Source organism: Muriicola marianensis, assembly GCF_014638095.1.
Taxonomy (GTDB): Bacteria; Bacteroidota; Bacteroidia; order Flavobacteriales; family Flavobacteriaceae; genus Muriicola; species Muriicola marianensis.
This window is the reverse complement of sequence record NZ_BMFH01000001.1, coordinates 806,121-827,675: the sequence shown is the minus strand read 5'-3', so window position 1 is coordinate 827,675 and position 21,555 is coordinate 806,121. Positions and strand designations below refer to the sequence as shown.

At 48.8% G+C, this 21,555-nt stretch carries 17 protein-coding genes; 5 read left to right on the top strand and 12 right to left on the bottom strand.

Annotated features, from left to right (window positions below; translation table 11 throughout):
* The first annotated feature begins 44 nt into the window (after positions 1–44).
* Positions 45–1,598 carry a replicative DNA helicase gene (dnaB, locus tag IEV19_RS03765; protein ID WP_188369355.1) on the top strand — a complete coding sequence of 518 codons (1,554 nt, stop codon included), beginning with the start codon at positions 45–47 and terminating at the stop codon, positions 1,596–1,598.
* A 133-nt stretch (positions 1,599–1,731) separates the two neighbouring features.
* The gene (locus IEV19_RS03760) at positions 1,732–2,934 is read left to right on the top strand and encodes an asparagine synthetase B (protein ID WP_229732470.1); all 1,203 of its coding nucleotides are present in this window, start codon (positions 1,732–1,734) and stop codon (positions 2,932–2,934) included.
* Here IEV19_RS03760 and IEV19_RS03755 read toward each other — a convergent pair.
* On the bottom strand, positions 2,931–3,746 hold the full coding sequence (locus IEV19_RS03755; RefSeq protein ID WP_188369354.1) for an HAD family hydrolase: 816 nt from the start codon (positions 3,744–3,746) through the stop codon (positions 2,931–2,933). The genes IEV19_RS03760 and IEV19_RS03755 overlap by 4 nt on opposite strands.
* Before the next feature lie 70 nt (positions 3,747–3,816).
* Here IEV19_RS03755 and IEV19_RS03750 point away from each other — a divergent pair, with 70 nt between their 5' ends.
* Positions 3,817–4,239 carry a secondary thiamine-phosphate synthase enzyme YjbQ gene (locus IEV19_RS03750; RefSeq protein WP_188370718.1) on the top strand — a complete coding sequence of 141 codons (423 nt, stop codon included), beginning with the start codon at positions 3,817–3,819 and terminating at the stop codon, positions 4,237–4,239.
* Between the two features lie 70 nt (positions 4,240–4,309).
* Here the strand turns inward: IEV19_RS03750 and rplT are convergent, their stop codons facing one another.
* From rplT to IEV19_RS03725, 5 genes are all read right to left on the bottom strand, one after another.
* The gene (rplT, locus tag IEV19_RS03745) at positions 4,310–4,654 is read right to left on the bottom strand and encodes a 50S ribosomal protein L20 (protein ID WP_188369353.1); all 345 of its coding nucleotides are present in this window, start codon (positions 4,652–4,654) and stop codon (positions 4,310–4,312) included.
* Positions 4,655–4,739: 85 nt separating this feature from the next.
* A complete protein-coding gene (rpmI, locus tag IEV19_RS03740) occupies positions 4,740–4,937 on the bottom strand; it encodes a 50S ribosomal protein L35 (RefSeq protein ID WP_188369352.1) in 198 nt (65 codons plus the stop codon).
* A gap of 38 nt (positions 4,938–4,975) precedes the next feature.
* Positions 4,976–5,524 (bottom strand): translation initiation factor IF-3, encoded by a 549-nt coding sequence (infC, locus tag IEV19_RS03735; protein ID WP_262890088.1) that lies wholly within the window; start codon positions 5,522–5,524, stop codon positions 4,976–4,978.
* A gap of 41 nt (positions 5,525–5,565) precedes the next feature.
* Entirely contained in the window at positions 5,566–7,506 is a 1,941-nt protein-coding gene (gene thrS / locus IEV19_RS03730; protein ID WP_188369351.1) for a threonine--tRNA ligase, read from the bottom strand.
* A gap of 69 nt (positions 7,507–7,575) precedes the next feature.
* Positions 7,576–7,833, bottom strand: coding sequence for a DUF6095 family protein (locus IEV19_RS03725; protein ID WP_188369350.1), 258 nt, complete (start codon positions 7,831–7,833; stop codon positions 7,576–7,578).
* A 74-nt stretch (positions 7,834–7,907) separates the two neighbouring features.
* Here IEV19_RS03725 and IEV19_RS03720 point away from each other — a divergent pair, with 74 nt between their 5' ends.
* Complete coding sequence (locus IEV19_RS03720) at positions 7,908–9,047, top strand: glycerate kinase (protein WP_188369349.1); 1,140 nt, start codon at positions 7,908–7,910, stop codon at positions 9,045–9,047.
* Positions 9,048–9,056: 9 nt separating this feature from the next.
* Here IEV19_RS03720 and IEV19_RS03715 read toward each other — a convergent pair whose 3' ends face one another.
* The 4 genes from IEV19_RS03715 to IEV19_RS03700 all read right to left on the bottom strand — a co-directional run bounded on the left by IEV19_RS03715 (position 9,057) and on the right by IEV19_RS03700 (position 16,689).
* Positions 9,057–9,950 (bottom strand): DUF4249 family protein, encoded by an 894-nt coding sequence (locus IEV19_RS03715; RefSeq protein WP_188369348.1) that lies wholly within the window; start codon positions 9,948–9,950, stop codon positions 9,057–9,059.
* Between the two features lie 8 nt (positions 9,951–9,958).
* A complete protein-coding gene (locus IEV19_RS03710) occupies positions 9,959–12,367 on the bottom strand; it encodes a TonB-dependent receptor (protein WP_188369347.1) in 2,409 nt (802 codons plus the stop codon).
* A 78-nt stretch (positions 12,368–12,445) separates the two neighbouring features.
* Entirely contained in the window at positions 12,446–14,668 is a 2,223-nt protein-coding gene (locus IEV19_RS03705) for an NADP-dependent isocitrate dehydrogenase (RefSeq protein ID WP_188369346.1), read from the bottom strand.
* 707 nt (positions 14,669–15,375) lie between these two features.
* Positions 15,376–16,689, bottom strand: coding sequence for a carboxypeptidase-like regulatory domain-containing protein (locus tag IEV19_RS03700; RefSeq protein WP_229732469.1), 1,314 nt, complete (start codon positions 16,687–16,689; stop codon positions 15,376–15,378).
* 480 nt (positions 16,690–17,169) lie between these two features.
* Here IEV19_RS03700 and IEV19_RS03695 point away from each other — a divergent pair, with 480 nt between their 5' ends.
* The gene (locus IEV19_RS03695; protein WP_188369345.1) at positions 17,170–17,424 is read left to right on the top strand and encodes a hypothetical protein; all 255 of its coding nucleotides are present in this window, start codon (positions 17,170–17,172) and stop codon (positions 17,422–17,424) included.
* A gap of 21 nt (positions 17,425–17,445) precedes the next feature.
* Here IEV19_RS03695 and IEV19_RS03690 read toward each other — a convergent pair whose 3' ends face one another.
* Positions 17,446–19,008, bottom strand: a complete 1,563-nt coding sequence (locus IEV19_RS03690; RefSeq protein ID WP_188369344.1) for an amidohydrolase family protein — start codon at positions 19,006–19,008, stop codon at positions 17,446–17,448.
* Between the two features lie 5 nt (positions 19,009–19,013).
* A complete protein-coding gene (locus IEV19_RS03685) occupies positions 19,014–21,530 on the bottom strand; it encodes a M14 family metallopeptidase (RefSeq protein WP_188369343.1) in 2,517 nt (838 codons plus the stop codon).
* Positions 21,531–21,555: the final 25 nt, after the last annotated feature.

Below are 21,555 nucleotides of genomic sequence, written 5' to 3'. Positions count from 1 at the left end.
GAGATCGAATGTTAAACTAAGGTTAATGTATACTTTTGTATCCTATGGAAAAAACGAGTCCGGTCATTGGGCATAATATAGGCAAGGCTTCCCTGATCAGCCTTGAGAAGGGTAAAATACCCCCTCAAGCAGTTGATTTAGAGGAAGTTGTGCTTGGAGCCATGATGATTGACAAAAAAGGAGTCGATGAAGTCATCGATATCCTGCATCCGGATGTTTTTTACAAGGACGCCCACAGGTCTATTTACGAAGCCATCTACAAACTCTTCGAAAGTTCGGAACCTGTTGATTTATTAACCGTTTCAGCCCAGTTGCGGAAGGAAGGGAAGCTGGATCTGGTCGGAGGCGACTTCTACCTGATCAAACTCACCCAGAAAGTAGCCAGTTCAGCGCATATCGAGTTCCATGCCAGGATCATACTTCAAAAGTATATTCAGCGCAGTTTGATCAAGATCTCCAGCGAGATCATTGAAGAGGCCTACAATGAGGGCACGGATGTGTTCGACCTACTCGACAATGCAGAGGCGAAACTCTACGAGGTCACCCAGGGAAATCTGAAAAGATCTGCGGAAACTGCTCAAAATCTCGTTATTCAGGCCAAGAAAAAGATAGAGGAGATATCCAATAAGGAAGGCCTGAGCGGGATACCTTCCGGGTTCGATAAGGTAGATAAACTCACCTCAGGCTGGCAGCCCAGTGACCTGATCATTATCGCTGCGAGACCTGGGATGGGAAAAACGGCCCTGACCCTCTCCATGGCCCGGAATATGGCGGTGAATTCCAATATTCCCGTAGCTTTCTTCTCTCTGGAAATGTCCTCAGTACAGTTGATCACCAGGCTGATCTCTTCTGAGACAGGCCTGTCTTCTGAAAAGCTGCGTACGGGAAGGTTGGAGAAACACGAATGGGAACAGTTGAACGTCAAGGTAAAGGCATTGGAAAACGCCCCGCTTTTTATTGACGATACCCCCTCCCTTTCCATATTCGACCTGCGCGCGAAGGCCAGAAGGCTGGCATCCCAGCACAAGATCAAACTCATTGTCCTGGATTACCTTCAGCTTATGACGGCAGGAGGAAGCCAGAAAGGGGGCAACAGGGAACAGGAGATCTCTACTATTTCCCGAAACCTCAAGGCACTGGCCAAGGAACTGAACGTTCCAGTGATCGCCCTCTCGCAGCTCTCGAGGGCGGTTGAAACTAGGGGAGGGAGCAAACGCCCCATCCTGTCAGACCTCAGGGAATCAGGAGCCATTGAACAGGACGCCGATATCGTGTCCTTTATCTACCGTCCTGAATACTACAAAATAGACGAGTGGGACGACGAGGAACGCACTCCTACTCAAGGCCAGGCCGAATTCATCGTAGCCAAACACCGGAATGGGGGACTCGATAATATTAGGTTAAAGTTCATTGGACAACTCGGTAAATTTGATAACTTGGATGACTTTGATTCTCCATTTGAGTTCCAATCCAAGATGAATGCCGATGGGGAAAATCCGTTCATCACCAAAAACCTGCCCAGTGCAGACGATGCCTTTGGTAGTTCGATGAACGATAATCCTGACCTGGACCCTGATGATAACGAAGTCCCGTTTTAAGGCCCTGACCGCGACTCTCAGTTTTTTTAAGATCACTGCGAATAAGAAGGTATTTACCTCCTTTTTTCCGCTGTCTAGATTTTTTTGGACCCTGATTCTCATCATATCAAGCTGGTCATCGGGATGGTCCACTATGATACTCCTACCCATGGATGCGGATAGCCAGGAGAACCACCTCAAGGCCTATGGGATCACCTATTGGGTCCTGACGAAAGAACAGAAGGTGCAGTGGCTGCTTAACTACAGGGGTGGGTCCTTCCTGTTGCCTGACGGGGAAGCTATCCGGAAAGAGTGCCGGATCCGTGGGGTTTCTTTCGAGGTGATCTCAGATGAGAAAGCCGAAGCCATTCTGGACGCCATCAGCAGTCCCTCTCAGAACCAGGAAGCGGTCATTCTCGAAAAAGCTCCCAAGATAGCAGTGTACAGCCCGAAGGAAAATCAACCCTGGGACGATGCCGTCACCATGGTGCTTACCTACGCGGAGATTCCCTATGTGACGGTTTACGACGAAGAGGTCCTGGATGATCAACTGGCCCTTTATGACTGGCTGCATCTCCATCACGAGGATTTTACCGGGCAGTACGGTAAATTCTATCAGGCTTACCGATCACAGCCCTGGTATATCGAGGGGAAACTCAACGCAGAAGCCCTGGCTTCCAAACTCGGGTATTCCAAGGTTTCGGAAGAAAAGGGAGCAGTTGCGTGGAAAATAAGAAATTACGTCATCGGAGGCGGATTTATGTTCGCCATGTGTTCTGCCACAGACAGCTTTGATATCGCCTTGGCCGCACAGGGGGTAGATATTTGCGAACCCATGTTCGACGGTGATCCTTCGGAACCCAATTACCAGTCGAAACTGAACTTCGACAATACCTTTGCTTTCGAAAATTTTACCCTGGAACGCAACCCGTTGAGGTACGAATTCTCATCCATTGATATGACGAATAAAAGGCGGGGCGTTCCCCGGGAATCGGATTATTTTACCTTGATGGATTTCTCTGCCAAATGGGATCCGGTGCCTACAATGCTCTGTCAGAATCACACCTCTCTGGTCAAAGGGTTCATGGGGCAGACCACGGCCTTCGAACGCTCCGAAGTCAAACCCACCGTTCTTGTCTTGGGAGAGAACAAACTCAATGGGGAGGCGAGATACATCCACGGGATCAAGGGAAAAGGCTTCTTTACCTTCTACGGGGGCCACGATCCGGAGGATTACCAGCACAGGGTAGGGGATCCCAAGACAGAACTGGAACTCCATCCCAATTCACCCGGGTACCGGTTAATTCTGAACAATGTGCTATTCCCGGCCGCGAGGAAGAAAAAACAAAAGACCTAATCGAGACTCTGCAGCAGTCTTTCCAGGATAATTTCCACACCCTTCTCCTGATTGCTCAGGGTCGAATACCTGGCTGCCTTTGCCACATTCGGATGTGCATTGGCCATCGCGAAGCTGTAATGGGATAAGGACATCATTTCGAGATCGTTGTTGTAATCCCCGAAGACCATGGTATGTTCAGGACCGATGCCCAGTTCCTGCTGGATCTTTTCCAGTGCAAACCCCTTGTGGGCCAAAGGATGGGAGATATCCACCCAGTGCCTGCCCGAGATCTTTACCATCAGCGACTGTTCAAAGTCGGTTACCAGGGGATAAATATATTTCTCAGAGCTTTCAAAATGATAGGCCGCTATTTTCATGACCTCGTCCTCAAAGTGATGGAGGTTTTCGATCACCTCGAATTCCGTGTAGTACTCCTTGAGAATTCTCAGGAAATCCGGGGAATGACCAGTAACATAAGCATTGTTCCGGGCACAAAGCACAGGATGTATATCGCGGGACGCACTCAGTGAATCGAGGATGGTATTCTTAGTCAGCGCATCGAGAGGCGTTGAGACAATTTCCCTTTTCCCGAACATCGCCAGGCCCCCGTTTTCTGCGATCACATAAATGCGGTCACGGATGGGTTGCAGTTTGGAGACAATGCTGTTGTATTGCCTGCCACTGGCAGCTGCAAAGATCACCCCTTTCTCGCTTAGCGCGTCGAATAATTCAAAGAAGCGCCCACTCACCTCGTGATCCGGGTTGAGCAGCGTACCGTCCATGTCAGTCACCACCAGACGAATGCCCTTAAAATGAGTTGGTAGCTTCATTTCGACTGCAAATGTATTTGGTTTCTTTTATTTCTGTGTTACTTTAAGGCAAAGTATTTTCCAGATGACAATGGTGGTTTTTCAAAAAGAAATAGCGCTGGCTCCTTATCCGAGGGGTATGCACCTGATCACTCGCAGAGTGCTGCAGGAGATGCCCGAGATAAAAAACATCAGTATAGGAATGTTGCATGTCTTTGTCAAACACACTTCCGCCAGCCTTACGATCAACGAGAATGCGGATCCTTCGGTACGGGATGATTTTGAAAGGCATCTCAATGTGATGGTTCCTGAAAACGCTCCATATTACAGGCATACCTATGAGGGACCCGACGACATGCCTGCCCATATCAAGTCCTCCCTTTTGGGTTCGAGCGTGCAGGTACCCATCACTGGTGGGTCTCTGAATCTGGGAACCTGGCAGGGGATCTATCTCTGTGAGCACAGAGACAGGGCACCGGGAAGAAATCTGGTTTTGACCCTATTTGGAACCTAGGGTACGGCCCTGTTTGCAAGTAAAAAAAAACCCTCCGGGAAGGGAGGGTTTTCAGCGAGATTATGATGGTCTATTTTACTTTCTCAACAACGGCCTTAAAAGCCTCTGGATGATTCATAGCCAGGTCGGCCAGAACTTTCCTGTTTAGCTCTATGTTATTGGCCTTTACTTTCCCCATGAACTGAGAATAGGACATTCCGTGCATTCTGGCTCCTGCATTAATACGGGCGATCCAGAGGGAGCGGAAATTCCTCTTTTTGTTTCTGCGGTCCCTGTAAGCGTACACCATGGCTTTCTCCACGGCGTTTTTGGCAACGGTCCAAACATTTTTACGTCTTCCAAAGTAGCCTTTGGCTTGCTTGAGCACTTTTTTCCTTCTGGCTCGGGAAGCAACTGAATTTACTGATCTTGGCATTTTTCTTTAGTTTTTTGTAGCAGGCGGCTAATGATTAGCTCTTTAAGCCTGACTCCACGGTTAATACTTCTACCTACTTGTCGTTTTATTTCAAACGCAATTGTTGCTTGATACTATCCTCATCGGCAGGGTGTACCAATGTTGAATGTGTCAGCTTGAGCTTACGCTTCTTCGATTTTTTTGTCAGAATGTGACTCTTGTAAGCGTGCTGTCTTTTGATCTTTCCAGAACCGGTAAGCTTGAATCGCTTCTTAGCACTGGATTTTGTTTTCATCTTGGGCATTGTTCCTTTATCTTATGATTTATCTCGCTTTTGTACTCTTACTTTTTGGTTTTGGGGGCGATGAACATGGTCATTCTTTTTCCTTCCAGTCTCGGCATCTGTTCTACCTTCCCAAACTCCTCAAGGTCCTGGGCCAGCCTCAACAGGAGGATCTCACCCTTGTCCTTGTACACGATTGACCTTCCTTTGAAAAAGACATAGGCCTTTAATTTTGCCCCTTCTTTGAGGAACTTCTCTGCGTGCTTCTTCTTAAAATCGTAATCGTGGTCATCTGTATTGGGTCCGAACCTGATCTCCTTGACGATGACCTTGGTAGCCTTGGCCTTCATTACCTTTTCGCGCTTTTTCTGCTCGTAAAGGAATTTTTTGTAATCTATGATCTTACAAACCGGTGGCTCTGCATTCGGGGAGATCTCCACGAGATCCAATCCCATTTCTTCTGCTTTGCTCAGGGCTTGCCTGATCGGGTAAATCCCCATTTCCACATTGTCACCTACAAGGCGTACCTCAGGGGCTGTAATCTTGTCATTGATATTGTGAGGGTTCTTGTTTTCCCTCCTGGGTTGGGGTCTAAATCGTCTTCTTATTGCTATGGCTACTACTTTTTAATTAAACTTAATTATTCGTCTCAGAACGACTTTAATGTACTATTTATTTCTTTTTGAACCAAGTCCGCAAAGCGCTCCGGAGATATGGCCCCCAGGTCCTCTCCTCCATGTCTTCTAACGGACAGTGTCCCTTCGGCCTCTTCACTATCACCGACGATCAGCATGAAAGGGATCTTACTCATTTCTGCCTCACGTATCTTCTTGCCAACAGTTTCATTTCTGTCGTCAACGAGCGCGCGAATTTCGTGATTTTCTAACGATTTTAAAACTTTTTCCGCATATTTTTCGTGTTTCTCGCTGACTGGCAGTACGATAGCCTGCTCCGGTGTCAGCCACAAAGGGAAATTACCTCCGGAGTGTTCCAGCAGCAAAGCCACAAATCTTTCCATACTTCCGAAGGGAGCCCGGTGGATCATGACAGGACGGTGGAGTTCGTTGTCGCTTCCCTTGTAGGTGAGGTCGAATCGTTCGGGCAGGTTGTAATCTACCTGTATGGTCCCTAATTGCCAGTTCCTTCCCAAGGCATCCTTCACCATAAAGTCGAGCTTTGGACCGTAGAAGGCAGCTTCTCCCGGGACAACGGAATATTTCAGGCCTTTCTCTTCAGCGGCGTTGATGATGGCCTGTTCAGCCTTTTCCCAATTGTCTACGGAACCAATGTATTTTTCCGGCTTGTCGAGGTCGCGCACCGAGACCTGGGCAGTGAAATTTTCGAAACCGAGTGACCCGAGCACATAGAGTGACAGGTCGATCACATTCTTGAATTCTTGATCCAGCTGGTCCTGGGTGCAGAAAATATGGGCATCGTCCTGGGTAAAGCCCCTTACCCTGGTAAGACCGTGCAACTCCCCGCTTTGTTCATACCTGTATACCGTTCCGAATTCCGCATAACGCTTGGGCAATTCACGGTAGCTGAAAGGTTTGGCATTGTATATTTCGCAGTGGTGAGGACAGTTCATGGGTTTTAATAGGAATTCCTCGTCTTCCTTAGGGGTATGAATGGGTTGAAAGCTGTCCTCCCCGTATTTGGCGTAATGCCCGGAGGTAACATAGAGCTCCTTCTGCCCGATATGGGGGGAGATCACCATTTCGTACCCAGCTTTTTTCTGCGCTTTTTTTAGGAACTGCTCCAGTCTGTCCCTCAGGGCAGCTCCTTTGGGTAGCCATAAAGGAAGTCCCTGGCCCACTTTCTGGGAAAATGTGAATAATTCCAGTTCCCTGCCGAGTTTCCTGTGGTCCCTTTTCTTGGCTTCTTCCAGAAGTTCCAGGTATTCGGTAAGTTCTTTTTGTTTCGGAAATGAGATCCCATATACCCTGGTCAGCTGGGGATTATTCTCATCACCCCTCCAGTATGCTCCGGCTACGCTCAGCAGTTTCAGGGCCTTGATGTAGCCCGTATTCGGGATGTGGCCGCCGCGGCAGAGGTCTGTAAAAGAGTCGTGGTCACAAAAAGTGATCGTTCCGTCTTCCAGGGCGGAGATAAGTTCCACCTTGTATTCATTTCCCTGCTTTTGATAGTAGTTCAGGGCATCCTTTTTGGAGACCTCCCGCATTTTATAGGGGTGTTTTCCCCTGGCGATCTCCATTGCTCGTTTTTCAATCTTTGGAAAATCCTTCTCGGAAATGCTGTGATCACCGAAGTCGATGTCGTAATAGAAACCATTTTCGATGGCCGGTCCGATAGTCAGTTTTACACCGGGATACAGCTCCTCTATCGCCTGGGCTACCACGTGGGAAGACGAGTGCCAAAAGGCCTTCTTCCCTTCATCGTCATTCCATGTATACAGGACCAGATCCCCATTTTCCTCTAGGGGGGTTACGGTTTCTACAATGGTGTCATTGAATTTGGCCGAAATGACATTTCTGGCCAGACCTTCACTGATGTCTTTGGCGACATCCATGGGGGTAACCCCATTTTCAAAGGTTTTTACAGAACCATCGGGAAGCGTAATATCAATCATAGGATAGGCCTTTTAATGCCGACGCAAAGATAGGGTGTTGATCCCAAGCGGGCAATAGCGCTTTCCTACTTAATCCTTCCGGGGGGTAGGTTTGCCGAAGAGTGCATCAACCACGGTCTTGATGCTGAAAAAACCCATTCCTATGGCACCCAGAGCAAGGACGCCGCCGACCACCAATACGGGGATAAACCAGGGATGGTCCTGGTTCTTGAAGGCCTGGTACAGTACTACCGGAGCTGTAAACATAAGGGCCACTGTGTAAGCCAGATACTTCAACCCTTTGATCAGCAATTCTTTATTGGTCCGGGAGCCTGTGCTTTGCTTCATGGCCCCAAAATTACAAAGAATGAAACAGATAAAATGCAGTCCGGGACTAAGGATCTGTTTTGTACCTTGTGGGTATGCGATTTGTTTTGATTCCCGATAAGTTCAAAGGCTCACTGAGCGCAGAGGAGGTGATCAATTCTCTTTCAACCGGGATCAGAGGGGTCTATCCAGATGCGGAGATCGCTTCGGTGATCGCCTCAGATGGCGGAGACGGATTCCTCAAAGCAGTGGCCCGTGCTATTCCTGTTGAGGAGATAAGTGTTGCCTCTGTGGATCCCCTTGGGAGGGCTCTTCAGTCTCAGTATTTGTGGGCCAAGAAGGAACAAACGGCCTATATAGAACTGGCAGAATGCAGCGGACTTGTATTGCTCGATCCCACTGAGCGTGACCCAACCCGCACTTCTACTCTGGGGACGGGTTTGCAGATTCGACACGCTTTGGAAAATGGGGCAAAGCGAATCTATGTCGGCCTGGGAGGCAGCGCCACCAATGACGGGGGTCTTGGGATCGCCCATGGCCTAGGCTTTCGATTTAAAGATGATTCGGATGCGGTATTAGATCCCACCGGGGGGAACTTAGGAAAGATCAGAAGCGTTGAGATGGGAGGTGTGATCGAAGCACTGCAGCAGGCAGAGGTGATCGCTATCAATGACGTGCAGAACCCTTTGCTGGGCCCGCAGGGCGCAGCCGCTGTGTACGCTTCCCAGAAAGGGTCCTCACTGGAGCAGATCGGTTTTTTGGAGGCGGGTTTAAAGAACCTCGATCAGGTCGTCCTCGAGTCGTTTGGCAAGTCTGCAGCCGACCTGCCAGGGGCAGGAGCGGCCGGAGGGGCGGCCTTCGGGCTGCATACCTTCCTTAACGCCCGGTTTGTAAAGGGGGTGGAATTCATGTTGCAACTCACACAAGCCGAGGCTTTATTCGAAGGTCGAAAAACGGATTTACTTATCACAGGAGAAGGTGCCATCGACGTACAAACCCTTCATGGGAAGCTTATCCAGGGAGTTTCAGGACTCGGAAAAAAATACGGTGTACCGGTTATGGCTGTTTGCGGCAAGCTCGACATGGAAGGAGAAGATGCAGGGAAATTTGGCCTGGAAGTTATCCTGGAGATCAGGGATCCGTCAAAATCCATCCAATACAGCATGGAAAATGCGGCTACTCTGCTTCAGCAATGCATATCGACTTATTTGAAAAATCGAAAAACCAACCGGTAGGCCGATATTTCAATCCACGATCAACTGTCCCTTTTCTTCCTGTACTATGGCAAAATATCCCAACGGAAATACCTCGGGTTGGTCGACATTGTCAATGACATCGATGTTGTCCAGATCGGTCACATCAAAAACATTGCCCCGGACCGTGTTCACAGGGGTCTGAAAAGGACCCTGCAGATCGCCGCTCTGTTCGATCAGCTGATCCATGTAGTTGTAGAAGGTCTGGTCGGCCCCCAGAATACTGATATCCAGCACCGTACCCGATTCGAATTGCTGATCGTAAAAGAAGGAAAATTCGAATTCCTGCCCTTTGTAGAATTCGTCCTCCGTGACAAGGAATTCCCCAAATCCAAAGTCGAACAAGTAAAAATTATCCACATCGGGCTGGTCTGTAAAATTGACGATCACTTCGGTCTCATCATCCCCGAACAAAGTACCTGTCCCTTGCCTTATAGAATTGATGGGAACCACGGGAACATAACGGGTTTGCGCCAGGTAAAGTCGACCCTGGTGTCGGATCAGGAGAGTGAATAGAAAATCTCCATCAAGAATGGAAGTCGAGATTCTCTGGTCTGAGCTGAAATTCGGATCCGGGACATAAACACCTGAACCAGGACTGGTCTCTGCCAGGCTGGAAGAACCTTGATCGACCACGATATCGTCTTCATACTCTTCATAGATGATCAAAACGCTTTCAGCGGATGTCGGAAGGTTGTTATCGAAGAAACTGCTGGAGAGAGAGAGCCTGATCTCCACCGGGATATAGGTCTCATTTATATCCACGCGGATAAGGCCATCCACGACGAGGCGTGTGTCCTGCTCGGGCAGATCTACCTCAATAACGTCTTCGCATCCTGTAAACAGGAAGAAGGAAATGAGGGTTAAGAACAATATCCTTTTCATGGCGTGGATCAAAATTTAAAGTTATAGGTTACCGCCGGCACGATCCCGAAAATGGAGGTGCGAATGGCTTCATTCACCCCCGTGTCCTGATTCCTGCGGAAATTTATAGCTGCTGCATTCATCCGACTGTACACGTTATAGATACTGAATACCCATTCGGCCTGCCAATTCCTGTTTTCATTCTTTTTTGGGGTCAGCGTGGCCGACAGGTCGAGGCGGTGGTAAGCCGGCAGGCGTTCCTGGTTCCTCAGCCCATAGAAGGGAACCGTGAGCCCCTGGAATTGAAACTGCCCCACGGGGTAGTTCGTCGGTTGACCGGTCTGATAAACAAAATTGCTGTTAAAACTCCACTTTTTATTCAGGTCATAACTGCCAAATAGGGAGATATCATGGGTTTTGTCATAAGGCGTACTATACCACCTGGAGAAGTTGATCCCTGTTTCCCGATTAGATCTCCCGTTGTCGAATGAGAGGTTCCTTCCCGGGGTTCGCTGTTCCGATCTCGAGAGTGTATAGGCAAGCCAGCCTTTAAACCTACCTTCATTCTTTCTCAGGAGGACTTCCAGTCCGTAGGCTCTTGCCTCTCCGTTCAGGATAACCTGCTCTATGGCATTGTTGGCGATCAGGTTGGCCCCATCGATGTAATCGATCCTGTTCTGAATATCCTTGTAAAAAACCTCAGTTTCCAGGCTGTATGCTCCATCCGATATGGAACGAAAATATCCCAGGGCGTATTGATCCAGTAATTGTGGTTCCACAAACGGTCCACTGGGGGTCCAGACATCAAGGGGAGTAGGGGAGCTGGTATTGGAAAGCAAGTGCAGATATTGTGCCATGCGGGTGTAGCTGGCCTTGAGTGACTGTTCATCATTCAATGTATAGGCAATAGCCAGCCGGGGTTCCAGGTTGGTGAAACTCGCCAGCTGCTCACTCCTGGAAGAAGCAACCGTGCCAATGGGTTGTGCTTCCTGGTAGATCAACAAAAAAGGATCAAAGGTCACAGGGTTGTTATTCTCATAAACGTTCAGTTCTTCCTGTCCAAAACGGATAAAATGGCTGAGGCGCAGGCCGTATTGAAGACTCAGGGAAGAGGAAATGGTATGCTCAACGTCCACGTAGGCCGCGAATTCGTCAGCGTATTTTTTGATCAGCTGCTCCTCCACGATGCCGGATTCAGGACTGTTGGGGACGATCTTCCCGGGATTAAAGATGTAGTAGATATTGTTGAGGCCGTAATTGATCTGGAAGGTATCACTGATATAATTCTTCAGGTCGTATTTAATGTTGAAGTTCCTGATTCCAGAGTTCCATTTAAAACCGACAAAGTCCAGTTCCAGCCCATAGTAGAAGTCGGAATAGATCAGGGAGAGGTTGCTGAACAGCCTGTCTGAGAAGAGGTGGTTCCACCGGAGGTTCAGGACGCTGTTCCCGTAAATATTCTCGAAATTATTAGAGATGGAAAATACATCCCGGCCAAAATATCCGGAAAGGAAAAGGTTGTTGTTCTCGTTCAGTTTAAAGTTGATCTTGGTGTTGAGATCGTAGAAATAAGCCGTATTGTCAAGGTCGAACAAGGGGAGAAAAAGATGGGCATAGGAGGCTCGCCCCCCGATCAGGAAGGCCGATTTATCCTTTGCGATCGGACCCTCTGCCAGCAGCCTGCTCGCCACGGCCCCGATCCCCCCGTTCATTTTGAACTCCTTGCTGTTCCCCTCCTTCTGGAAAATCTCCAGGACAGAGGAGACCCTGCCTCCGTATCGGGAGGGAATAGCCCCTTTAAACAACTTAACATCCTTGATGGCATCGGGATTGAACACTGAGAAAAATCCAAATAGGTGAGAGCTGTTAAAGATAGTAGCTTCGTCGAGGAGGATGAGGTTCTGATCTGCTGCGCCTCCTCTAACGTTGAATCCTGAGGCTCCTTCTCCTGCGTTGCTTACCCCGGGAAGCAGGATGAGGGATTTGATGATATCCGCCTCACCGAGAACTACCGGGATATCCTTTATGGTTTGTACCGATAGGGTATTCACGCTCATCTGGGGCTTCCTGATGTTGAGCTGTTCCACGTTTTCTGTGACAACCACTTCGTCGAGGACCTCGGCCTTTTCTGTCAGCTGAAAATTCATTTTTTTATCCCTGTCAAACACTACGGTCTCCGAAATTTCCTCGAACCCCAGGTAGGTGATCTGCAGTTCATAGGTACCCCTGGGCAGGGTAAGGGAAAAGAAGCCGTATTCGTTTGTGGAGACCCCTGTTTTCAGGGAGGGGATGACAATGCTGACACCGATCAGGGCTTCATTGCTGGATACTTCACTTACCGTCCCGCTCAGCGTAAATCGCTCCTGGGCAGAAATCCCGTAAAACAGAAGGGTTAAGACAATCGGCAGCAAGCGCTGTAAGGGCCGAGAAGAATACATTCTTTAAAAATAGAAAAGAATTGCGCATAACAAGGCAGCAGGATAGAAAATCCTGAAAATTATTGAAATATCCGGAAATTATCCGATGCTTTCGAGGATGTCATTCAAGGTTTTACTGGGACGCATCGCCTTGGAAATCAAGGAAGGATCCGGCTTGTAATATCCGCCAATATCCTGTTTTTTTCCCTGTGCATCGAGCAATTCCTGAAGGATCGTTTCAGCTTTGGAATCGAATAATTGTGCAACGGGTTCAAAGATTTGTTTCAGCTTCAAATCCTTGTTCTGCCCGGCGAGGGCCTTAGCCCAGTACCAGGCCAAATAGAAATGGCTGCCCCGGGTATCTAACTCCCCGACCTTCCTCGAAGGGGAACGGTTATCGCTGAGAAAATCCTCAGTGGCAGTGTCCAGACACTCAGCCAAAATGCTGGCTGCCGGATTCGAATTTTTTTCACTGTAAAACTCCAGAGACACCGCCAGGGCAAGGAATTCACCAAGAGAATCCCACCTCAAATGACCTTCTTCAAGGAATTGTTCTACGTGTTTCGGGGCAGAACCACCCGCTCCGGTTTCAAATAGGCCGCCCCCTTCCATCAGGGGTACTATGGAAAGCATCTTGGCACTTGTGCCTACTTCCAGGATCGGGAAAAGGTCTGTGAGATAATCTCTGAGCACATTACCCGAAACGGATATGGTATCCTTTCCTTCTTTCAGTCTTTTAAGGGTTGCTTTGGTGGCCTCCACAGGCGACATGATCTGAAGGTCCAGGCCCTGGGCATTTTCTTCCGGCAGGTATTTCTCAACCTTTCTGATGAGTTCGCGGTCGTGCGCCCTTTCCCGATCCAGCCAGAAAATAGCAGGGGTCTGGGTGGCTCTCGCCCTTGATACGGCCAGACTGATCCAGTTTCTTACGGGTTGGTCCTTAACCTGACACATCCTCCAGATATCACCTTCAGAGACATCGTGCTGCATAAGGGTTTGACCGGTGTAGGTATCAGTAACCCGGACCACACCTTTTTCTCTGATCTCGAAGGTTTTGTCGTGTGAACCGTATTCTTCGGCTTTTTGTGCCATGAGTCCCACGTTGGGAACAGTACCCATAGTGCGGGGGTCAAACGCCCCGTGTTCCTTGCAGAAATCAATAGTGGCCTGGTAGATCCCGGCATAGCTGCTGTCTGGGATCACGGCCTTAGTGTCCTGTAATTTTCCCTCCTGATTGTACATTTTACCAGAGGTCCTGATCATCGCGGGCATGGATGCATCAATGATCACATCACTGGGTACATGGAGGTTGGTAATGCCTTTATCAGAGTTGACCATGGCCAGCTGGGGGCCATTTTCGAGGGATTCCTGAACGCTTTGTTCTATCTGCTGTCTTTCCTTTTCAGGGAGTTGCTGGATCTTTTCAAGAAGGCTTTCCAGGCCGTCATTCGCCTTGATTCTTAATTTTTCGAAGACTTCGCCGTATTTACTGAAGACTTCGGAGAAATAAACCTTTAGTACATGGCCAAAAATAATGGGGTCTGAGACCTTCATCATAGTGGCTTTCAGGTGCACGGAAAACAGTACTCCCTGTTCCCTGGCCTCCGCAACTTGTTTCCTGAGAAATTCCAGCAGGGCTTCTTTGCTCAGCAAGGTTGCGTCAACTATTTCTCCTTCTTTCACAAGGATGTCCCCCTTAAGCAGGCTCTTTTCGCCTTTAGTATTCTCAAATTCCACGGCCAGTACCGTGTTTTTCTCCATGGTGACGGACTTCTCATTGTTCCTGAAATCCCCCTGGCTCATTGTGGCCACATGGGTTTTGGATGTCGATGACCAGGCACCCATGCTATGAGGGTGCATCTTGGCGTAATTTTTAATGGGTTTCGGGGCCCTGCGGTCAGAATTTCCTTCCCGAAGTACGGGGTTTACCGCGCTTCCCTTTACCTTGTCGTATCTGGCCTTGATATTCCTTTCCTGTTCTGTCTTAGGTTTATCGGGATATTTGGGTACGGGATATCCCTTTTTCCTCAATTCTTCAATGGCCTCTTCGAGCTGTGGGATAGACGCACTGATATTGGGAAGCTTGATGATATTGGCTTCGGGGGTTTTGGCAAGTTCTCCCAGAACGGCCAGGTCGTCAGGGATTCGCTGGTCTTCTCGTAAAAATTCCGGAAAATTTGCCAGGATCCGGCCCGAGAGGGAAATGTCCTTTGTGGCAATTTCGATATTCGCCGTCCCGGCAAATGATTTTATAATAGGCAACAATGACTGGGTGGCCAAAGCAGGGGCCTCGTCCGTCAGCGTGTACATGATTTTTGACATGGCAGGTTTTTTAATGCGCTCTCAGGCGTGCAAATATACAATTTTAAAGGAGGCTGCAAAGGTGAAATGTGCAGGTGTAACTCGACTAGCGGAGGGACCTATGGGAGGTAGAAAAACAAAAGCCATATCATTGTAACGGGTACACTGATATGGCTTTCTAGAAACAGCTTGCTTTCCTTTCCTTGCGGTCCGGAACCCAACCCGAAGGCTGGCAGCATGGCTGTCTCGACGTTTGAAACATCTACGTTCTCAATTTTTCAACTGCGACCCGATTGGTGTTTCTTCTTGTTGCTTCCGCATGACGTCAATTCATACTTAACCCTGAGGTTGCGTACGGGGGTCTGTCATACTTTTCCGGTGTTCCGGGACCGGAGCCCCTTTCGACCGGTATGTTTTTCTTTTCCGAAAACCGAAGTTCCCGGTCGTGAAAATGCCCATTGCAACAATATAAAGAACGTCAACTTTATAGTGGCTTTCGGTGTGAAACAGGAAGCTTCTCCCGCTTAACCACAAAGTAAATATAGTCGAAAGATCGGATTGTGCAAACGATGTAAGGAATTTAAAATCAACAAGTTATAAACCTGACTTATGAACAATTGTTTATAAGTACACCTACCTCCTCTTTTGTCTGAGTCAGCGGTATGTTAAAAAATAAAACCGGCCCTCTGCAGGAGCCGGTTTTGCTTTGCCTCACGCGGGTTAGGTGATTATCCCTGCTTTCTTAACTGCCGTTGTATTTTTCTTATGGCTGATTCGATCGACTTTTCAGGTTCTATAATATTGTATTCTCCCCAGAAGTCCGGATCAGAAAATCCGGAGGCTTCATCACTGAGGATCATGGTCGACTTAAGTCGGTCCCTGAATCTGGGTTCCGAAAGTTCCGGATTCTGCTCCCAGTCGGTAACCGCCATTTCACAGGTCATGCTGTAAATTGAGTTAAACAGCTTCTTGTCCCAGTCGATCTTGAATTCCAGCACAGCATTGCTGTAGCCGTAATACCATTTTCCGTTCTTCTCCCTGTAATCCACCCGGTAGGCAACCTCCTCAGGATATACCCTTGCATTCCATGGCTTTTTTCGGACAAAGAGCCTGCTGGCGAGGTCCCGGTCTGTGATATTCAGGGAATAGATCGCACTGGTCAGCACCTTATTTTGCACATCGATATAGAGCTCGCCCCTGTAAAGAGGTTCCAGGACATCTTCCCTTTGGTTGAAGCTGATGACATAAATCAGCCTGTCATTGATGCGGGTCGACCTGTCGAACCTGAAATTGTAGTTATCGATACTCTCCTCCCCAAAGATGTACTCGGGGTATTTCATCACATCCACGTAGAGGGCATTGAAAGGCCCACCCTGAAGTTTCAGCACCAGGGTATCGAGCTTACTGTAGTCCGTACTTTTACGCGACTTATACATCTGTACTGCGTCTCTGCGGGGTGAGGTATAAGGTGTCTTAAAGATGGAGACCACAGCCTCGGAAAGGGAAACATTCCTGCGCCTTCTCTTGATGGTCTCCCTGTAAAAGGCGGTCATGACACTCGGATCATTGACGTAGTTTTCTCCTTTCCTCCTAAGGGTTTCCTTGACAAGGGTAACAGCATCCTTGGGTACGGTTACATTTACCTCAGGCAATTCCGTGACCAGTACGTCCAGGGAAATAGTATTATCCTCCGTCTTTAATGTAGAAAGAGGTACGGTTTTCGACCTGTAGCCCAGGAAACTCACTTCTACCGAAGTGCTTTCCATATCAGTAGGTACCTTAAGTAAAAAGGCACCCTCTGTATTGGTCACAGTGCTGATATTAGACCCCGATACCGTTAGTGTAGCAAAGATCAGGGGTTTGTTTGTTTCACTATCCACCACTTCTCCCTTGTAAGAAGCGTAGGATACATCCTGTTCCCCCATATCCTGGAAGGCATAGGTAGGAGCTGAGAAAACCAGGCTTAACAGTAATACAAAAATCCATATAGGGATTGCCTTCATTCCTGTTACTTCATGTTTGTTGATCCATTTCTTTTTCATAGCTGTAAATTTAATTCTGGAAAATCTTCACGGTTAATCACTTCTTCCATTCGGTCAAAGTGTCTGTCATCAGGCCGGCTATTAACCCAATCAAAACGGCAGGAGGAATAGACAGGAATTGCAAGGTTCGCTTATTTTGGATTGCAGTTTTGACTGACCCTCTTCTGCTGAATTACATGGGATCATAAAGATACGAAATTGGGCGATGCAAATTCCGGTTGACCGGTCAACTTTTACCCTTCTTGAAGTCCGAGTTACACCGCTCAAACAGAGCGACCTGATTTCTGTGATGCCCACTTTTTTGCCGATGAAATACCGCTTTCAGGGTTGAGGAGTTAAGCCTTGTCGATCCTGTTGACGGGGAAATTTGTCTGTTGGTCCGACAATTTTACACTTGCCGAAAATACATTGACCTTCAGCGATTTACGAACAAACCTTTGACAAATACGGGGTTACTTTATTAGACGAAACACCCAAATCGTGAAAGCTATTTTAACCCTTTGCCTGGCCCTTCTGATGAGTGCCGGCGCCTTTGCCCAAAAAGCACAAAACCATGCTGAAACTGAACATCATAAAATGGATCTTGTTCTGGATGGTAGGCCTGTTCTTCCTGTACATCGTAAACAAGTTGAGAAGGCTGGTGCCGAAAAAATAGCCCGCCTCTACCGGTTCAAGAATGCCCGTATCAAGGCTGAACTCTCATTCAGGACCCAAAAGAAAAATCTAACCGTTTAATAAAGTACATAATGACCTTATTTATTCTTTTATTCCCGGTTGCCTTATTTTGTAGTCTGTTTCTCGTTTTTTCTCTTCGACCATCCTCTTTACGTCCCGTAAGAGTGCTTTCGCGTCGTAGACGATACCGTCCTTGATCGTGTAGTGCACGCCGCCTACACGGACTACTTCATTGTCTTCGGTGAGCTTGATGGCTCCCGTGCCATACAACACTTTTAAGTTTTCGAGGGGATTTTCCCCAACGATCACAAAATCTGCTAATTTCCCCACGGTCACGGTCCCTATTTTATCACTGACCCCCAGGGCTTCTGCCCCGTTCAGGGTTGCGCTCCTGATAATCTCCAATGGGTGAAAACCCGCCTCTCGAAGTAATTCTAGTTCCCTCACATAGGCGAAACCATAGAGCTGGAAGATAAAGCCGGAATCCGATCCGGTGGTCACCCGGCCTCCTCGATTTTTGTACTCATTCACAAAGGTCATCCACAGGGCGTAATTCTTTTTCCAGGCCACTTCCTGTTCGGTCCCCCAGTAATGCCAGTACGAGCCGTGCGAGATCTTGCTGGGCTGGTAAAATTCCCATAGGGAGGGGAGGGTGTAGTCTTCGTGCCATTCGGCCCTCCTGGCCCTTTGGAGATCCCGGCTGGCCTCGTAGATATTAAAGGTGGGATCCAGGGTAAAATCGAGCTCCAGCAGCTCATCCATTACGGCATTCCAGTGTTCTGAATAAGGAGGTGCCGCCTGCTCCCAAAGCCGGCCTGCTTCCTGAAAACGGTGTTGTTCGTTATTGTAGTTGTAATCCAGGGGATAGTCCTGAACTGTCCGGTCTGTAAACAATGCCTCCGGCAGGCCGTACCAGTGCTCCATGGAGGTGAGTCCGGCACGGGCCGAATTCAGCACATTCCATCGGGCAACATCCATCTGGGCATGATGACAGGCAGACCGCAGGCCCAGTTTTTTGTTCTCTTCCAGAGCTGCACTCATGATCTCCGGGGGAGCTCCGAAAAACTTGATCCCATCTGCCCCTTTCTGAGCATTGCTCCTGACCCATGCCCGGGCCATTTCAGGGGTGCTGATCTCCTCTTTACTGCCCTGCCCGAATCCGGTATAAACAAAGATCCTGGGGGCTATGATCTCATTCCTGGCGCTTTTCCGTTTCAGGTCCATCGCAAAGTCGACCCCTCTTCCGCTGGGCTCTCTGATGGTCGTGATCCCGTGGGCCATCCAGAGTTTAAAGACGTAATCAGGTTCTGCTCCCTGAGCTCTGCCGCCTATATGACCGTGCATGTCCACGAATCCGGGCATGAGATACATACCGGTACAATCCAGCTCTTTCCCTCCGGGAGTGAGTTGTGGTCTGCGGGAAGGATCGATCTCCACTCCGGGATAACCAACCACGTCGATCTCTCTGATGATATTATTTTCCACAACGATATCGACGGGTCCTACAGGGGGCGCCCCATTGCCATTGATCAGGGTTACCCCCCTTATGATCAGCTGGGAAAATGGCCCGTCTCCTTCCGGCGATTGGGCAAAGGTTGCAAGGCTTATCAGGATCCCTGTGAGCGTGAGAAATAAATTCTTCATAATTCTTATTTAGGTACGTTTATGTGATTTCCAAGGAATAAGGCATTGAGAAAGAGTCGGTTCGTCCCATACCAGGAACCCCTGAAATTGGGGTTGTCGGCGAACATGACCACCCTGCCGTTGCCTATCGGGCTGACCATAAGGGAGGCTGACTTCCGGAGGAATTCATCGCGGTTCTTGTCCGTGATAAATCCATCGATCACAGGATTTTGAGTATATTTTGATACCGTGGCGTAGGCGTTCTTGCTGGGAGCCAGCCAGACCGTATTGTTCTTGTATACGGGAATGCGTTCCTTTTGATAGCCGAAGGCAAGCGGATGGGTGAGGTCGAGCTCAGCCTCCACGATGATTCCCCCTACACTTTCCTTCCCGAGGTTGTCACCCGCATCTGCATAGGGTTTGCGTTCGACAACTGCTGTGGTATCCTTCTTTTCCTCGATCAGATCTTCCTTGACCAGCTTCTTGTCAATCGCCCATTTAGAGGCGGTTCCGATGGTGATCAGGGTATTCCCTTTTTCGGCCCAGGACTTGATCTTTCCGAAGAGTTTATCGTCAAATGAATAATTTCCCGACACCATGACGAGGGTGTTGTATTTGTCCAGATCGGCGCCTTTCAGGCTTCGTATGGGAATCTTGGTGATCGGCATGTGTACGCGTGTATCCAGGAGGTGCCAAACCTCACCGGCCTCATAGGAACGGACACCTTCTCCTATGATCATGGCTGCTTTCGGCGGTTCTACGGGCCTTACGAACCTGCTTCCGAGATCTACTCCGGACAGATTGAGACCCGATTCAACAGCATATACAGGCACCTGGAATTTTTCCTGCGTTTCCCTCAAAATAGCAAACACCTCTTCTGCATTCTTTTTTTGGAGCTTTACCGGGAGGAGCAAGGTGCCGAAGTGAAAGTTTTTGTTTCCTCTTTTGGTCTGGGAGGTAAAGGGCCGGAAAGAAGAAGACAGGACCAGGCCTTTGGATTGAAGAAAGTGCAAGGCCGCAGGAGCATTGTAATCGTCCCAGTCTATCAGGTAGGCGTAATCAGAACGCTGGGCAGGTGTAAATTTCACGAAGTCTTCAAGAGAGGTTACCGGAGCGCCACTCACTTCCCTGTTCTGGGCGGTGTATGAAATATTGTAAAAATTGGCAAGAGACCAGGCAGATGCATCGTAAAAAACGCTGTCCCTGTATCGTGTATAGGTCTCGAAGACCGTTTGCACCATTCGGTACTGGGGTTGCCTGGTAGGCACAAAGTACGATCCGTCGTTGTTTTTTAAGACTTTCACCCTGTGCAGCAGGAGCTTATCGACAAATGCCTTAAGCCTGTTCTGGTCATGGGCCTCCCCGAAAGTGTAGCCTTTAACGCGTGAAGCGGTTGCTCTTGTGAGTGCAGATTTAAAGAAATCCTGCTGGTATTTCCTCAGGAGGGCCTTATTCTCAACAGCTGCCCTGACCGTGGTAATGCTCGAGGTGAACTGGTTCCTGATCGTGAAAGGAAAGGTGATCTCCCCAAAGGGCGTGGTCTGCTTATGGCCCCTCGAACTCGCCTGCTCAAACAGCAATCCGAGTCCGCCCTGCAGATCCGGATAGGAGGAACCGTACCCCGGATAGGTGCCGTCAAAGACCTCTTTGGTGAAATAGAGGGAGCCTATGCTGTCCAGCGCTTTGGCAAAATAATCCCCGAACAGGTTGTTGAGGTCGATGTAATTTTCCCTGGGCATGATGGGATCCAGGGAACCGTTGGCCTTCATGGGCTCAAAGAAATAGGTGCTTTGGCTGCCCATCTCGTGAAAATCGGTCACCACGTTCGGATACCATTGATGGTACCAGTTCAGCTTGCCCCTGCTTTCGGGATTGATCCCCAGGAGCCAGTCCCGGTTTAGGTCGAACCAATAGTGGTTAGTTCTTCCGCCCGGCCAGTATTCATCGTGTTCTGCATCCTGGGGGTCTGCCACCAGAGGGCTACCCTGGTAGCTGTTGGCCCATTGGGTATGCCGGTCGCGACCGTCCGGATTGATAGTGGGATCGATAAAAATCACCGCATTGCTGAGATATTTTTGGATCTCTTGAGATTCTGAAGCCGCAAAAGTATAGGCGGCGAGCAAGGCCGCTTCCGAACTTGAAGGTTCATTTCCATGTACGTTGTAAGCCAGGTTGATAAACACGGGTACCTCCTCGTAGTTAGAAACATTTTGGGCCGGATCTGTAAAGGCCAGGTGTTTTGCTTTGAGGCTGGGAAGGTCTGAGAGGTTTTCCGGTGTGCTCAGGGTCAGCATACTCAGAATCCTTCCCTCATGGGTACGCCCGTATTCAGCGAAACTGGCCCTGGCTGAGACCTCTGCCAGTTTTTTGAAATAGGCGACAATAAGGTCGTGTCGCGTATGGCGTTCCCCAATACCATATCCGAGAAATTCTTCGGGGGAGGGGACTTCTTTATTAAAAGGTTTGAATTTTTCCAGAAAGTAATCCTGGGCAGAAAGTTGGTAGCTCAGGCACAGAATGGCCAGCATAAAGAGTTTGCGCATAGGTCTGAAATTAGTTAGCCCATAA

Bases quoted from the DNA above. Each gene is read 5' to 3' on its own strand.
- IEV19_RS03705 (WP_188369346.1), bottom strand. From the start codon at position 14,668: ATGTCAAAAATCATGTACACGCTGACGGACGAGGCCCCTGCTTTGGCC.
- IEV19_RS03690 (WP_188369344.1), bottom strand. From the start codon at position 19,008: ATGAAGAATTTATTTCTCACGCTCACAGGGATCCTGATAAGCCTTGCA.
- IEV19_RS03685 (WP_188369343.1), bottom strand. From the start codon at position 21,530: ATGCGCAAACTCTTTATGCTGGCCATTCTGTGCCTGAGCTACCAACTT.
- rplT (WP_188369353.1), bottom strand. From the start codon at position 4,654: ATGCCAAGATCAGTAAATTCAGTTGCTTCCCGAGCCAGAAGGAAAAAA.
- IEV19_RS03720 (WP_188369349.1), top strand. From the start codon at position 7,908: ATGCGATTTGTTTTGATTCCCGATAAGTTCAAAGGCTCACTGAGCGCA.
- thrS (WP_188369351.1), bottom strand. From the start codon at position 7,506: ATGATTGATATTACGCTTCCCGATGGTTCTGTAAAAACCTTTGAAAAT.
- IEV19_RS03715 (WP_188369348.1), bottom strand. From the start codon at position 9,950: ATGAAAAGGATATTGTTCTTAACCCTCATTTCCTTCTTCCTGTTTACA.
- IEV19_RS03725 (WP_188369350.1), bottom strand. From the start codon at position 7,833: ATGAAGCAAAGCACAGGCTCCCGGACCAATAAAGAATTGCTGATCAAA.
- dnaB (WP_188369355.1), top strand. From the start codon at position 45: ATGGAAAAAACGAGTCCGGTCATTGGGCATAATATAGGCAAGGCTTCC.
- IEV19_RS03750 (WP_188370718.1), top strand. From the start codon at position 3,817: ATGGTGGTTTTTCAAAAAGAAATAGCGCTGGCTCCTTATCCGAGGGGT.
- IEV19_RS03760 (WP_229732470.1), top strand. From the start codon at position 1,732: ATGATACTCCTACCCATGGATGCGGATAGCCAGGAGAACCACCTCAAG.
- IEV19_RS03700 (WP_229732469.1), bottom strand. From the start codon at position 16,689: ATGAAAAAGAAATGGATCAACAAACATGAAGTAACAGGAATGAAGGCA.
- IEV19_RS03755 (WP_188369354.1), bottom strand. From the start codon at position 3,746: ATGAAGCTACCAACTCATTTTAAGGGCATTCGTCTGGTGGTGACTGAC.
- IEV19_RS03710 (WP_188369347.1), bottom strand. From the start codon at position 12,367: ATGTATTCTTCTCGGCCCTTACAGCGCTTGCTGCCGATTGTCTTAACC.
- rpmI (WP_188369352.1), bottom strand. From the start codon at position 4,937: ATGCCCAAGATGAAAACAAAATCCAGTGCTAAGAAGCGATTCAAGCTT.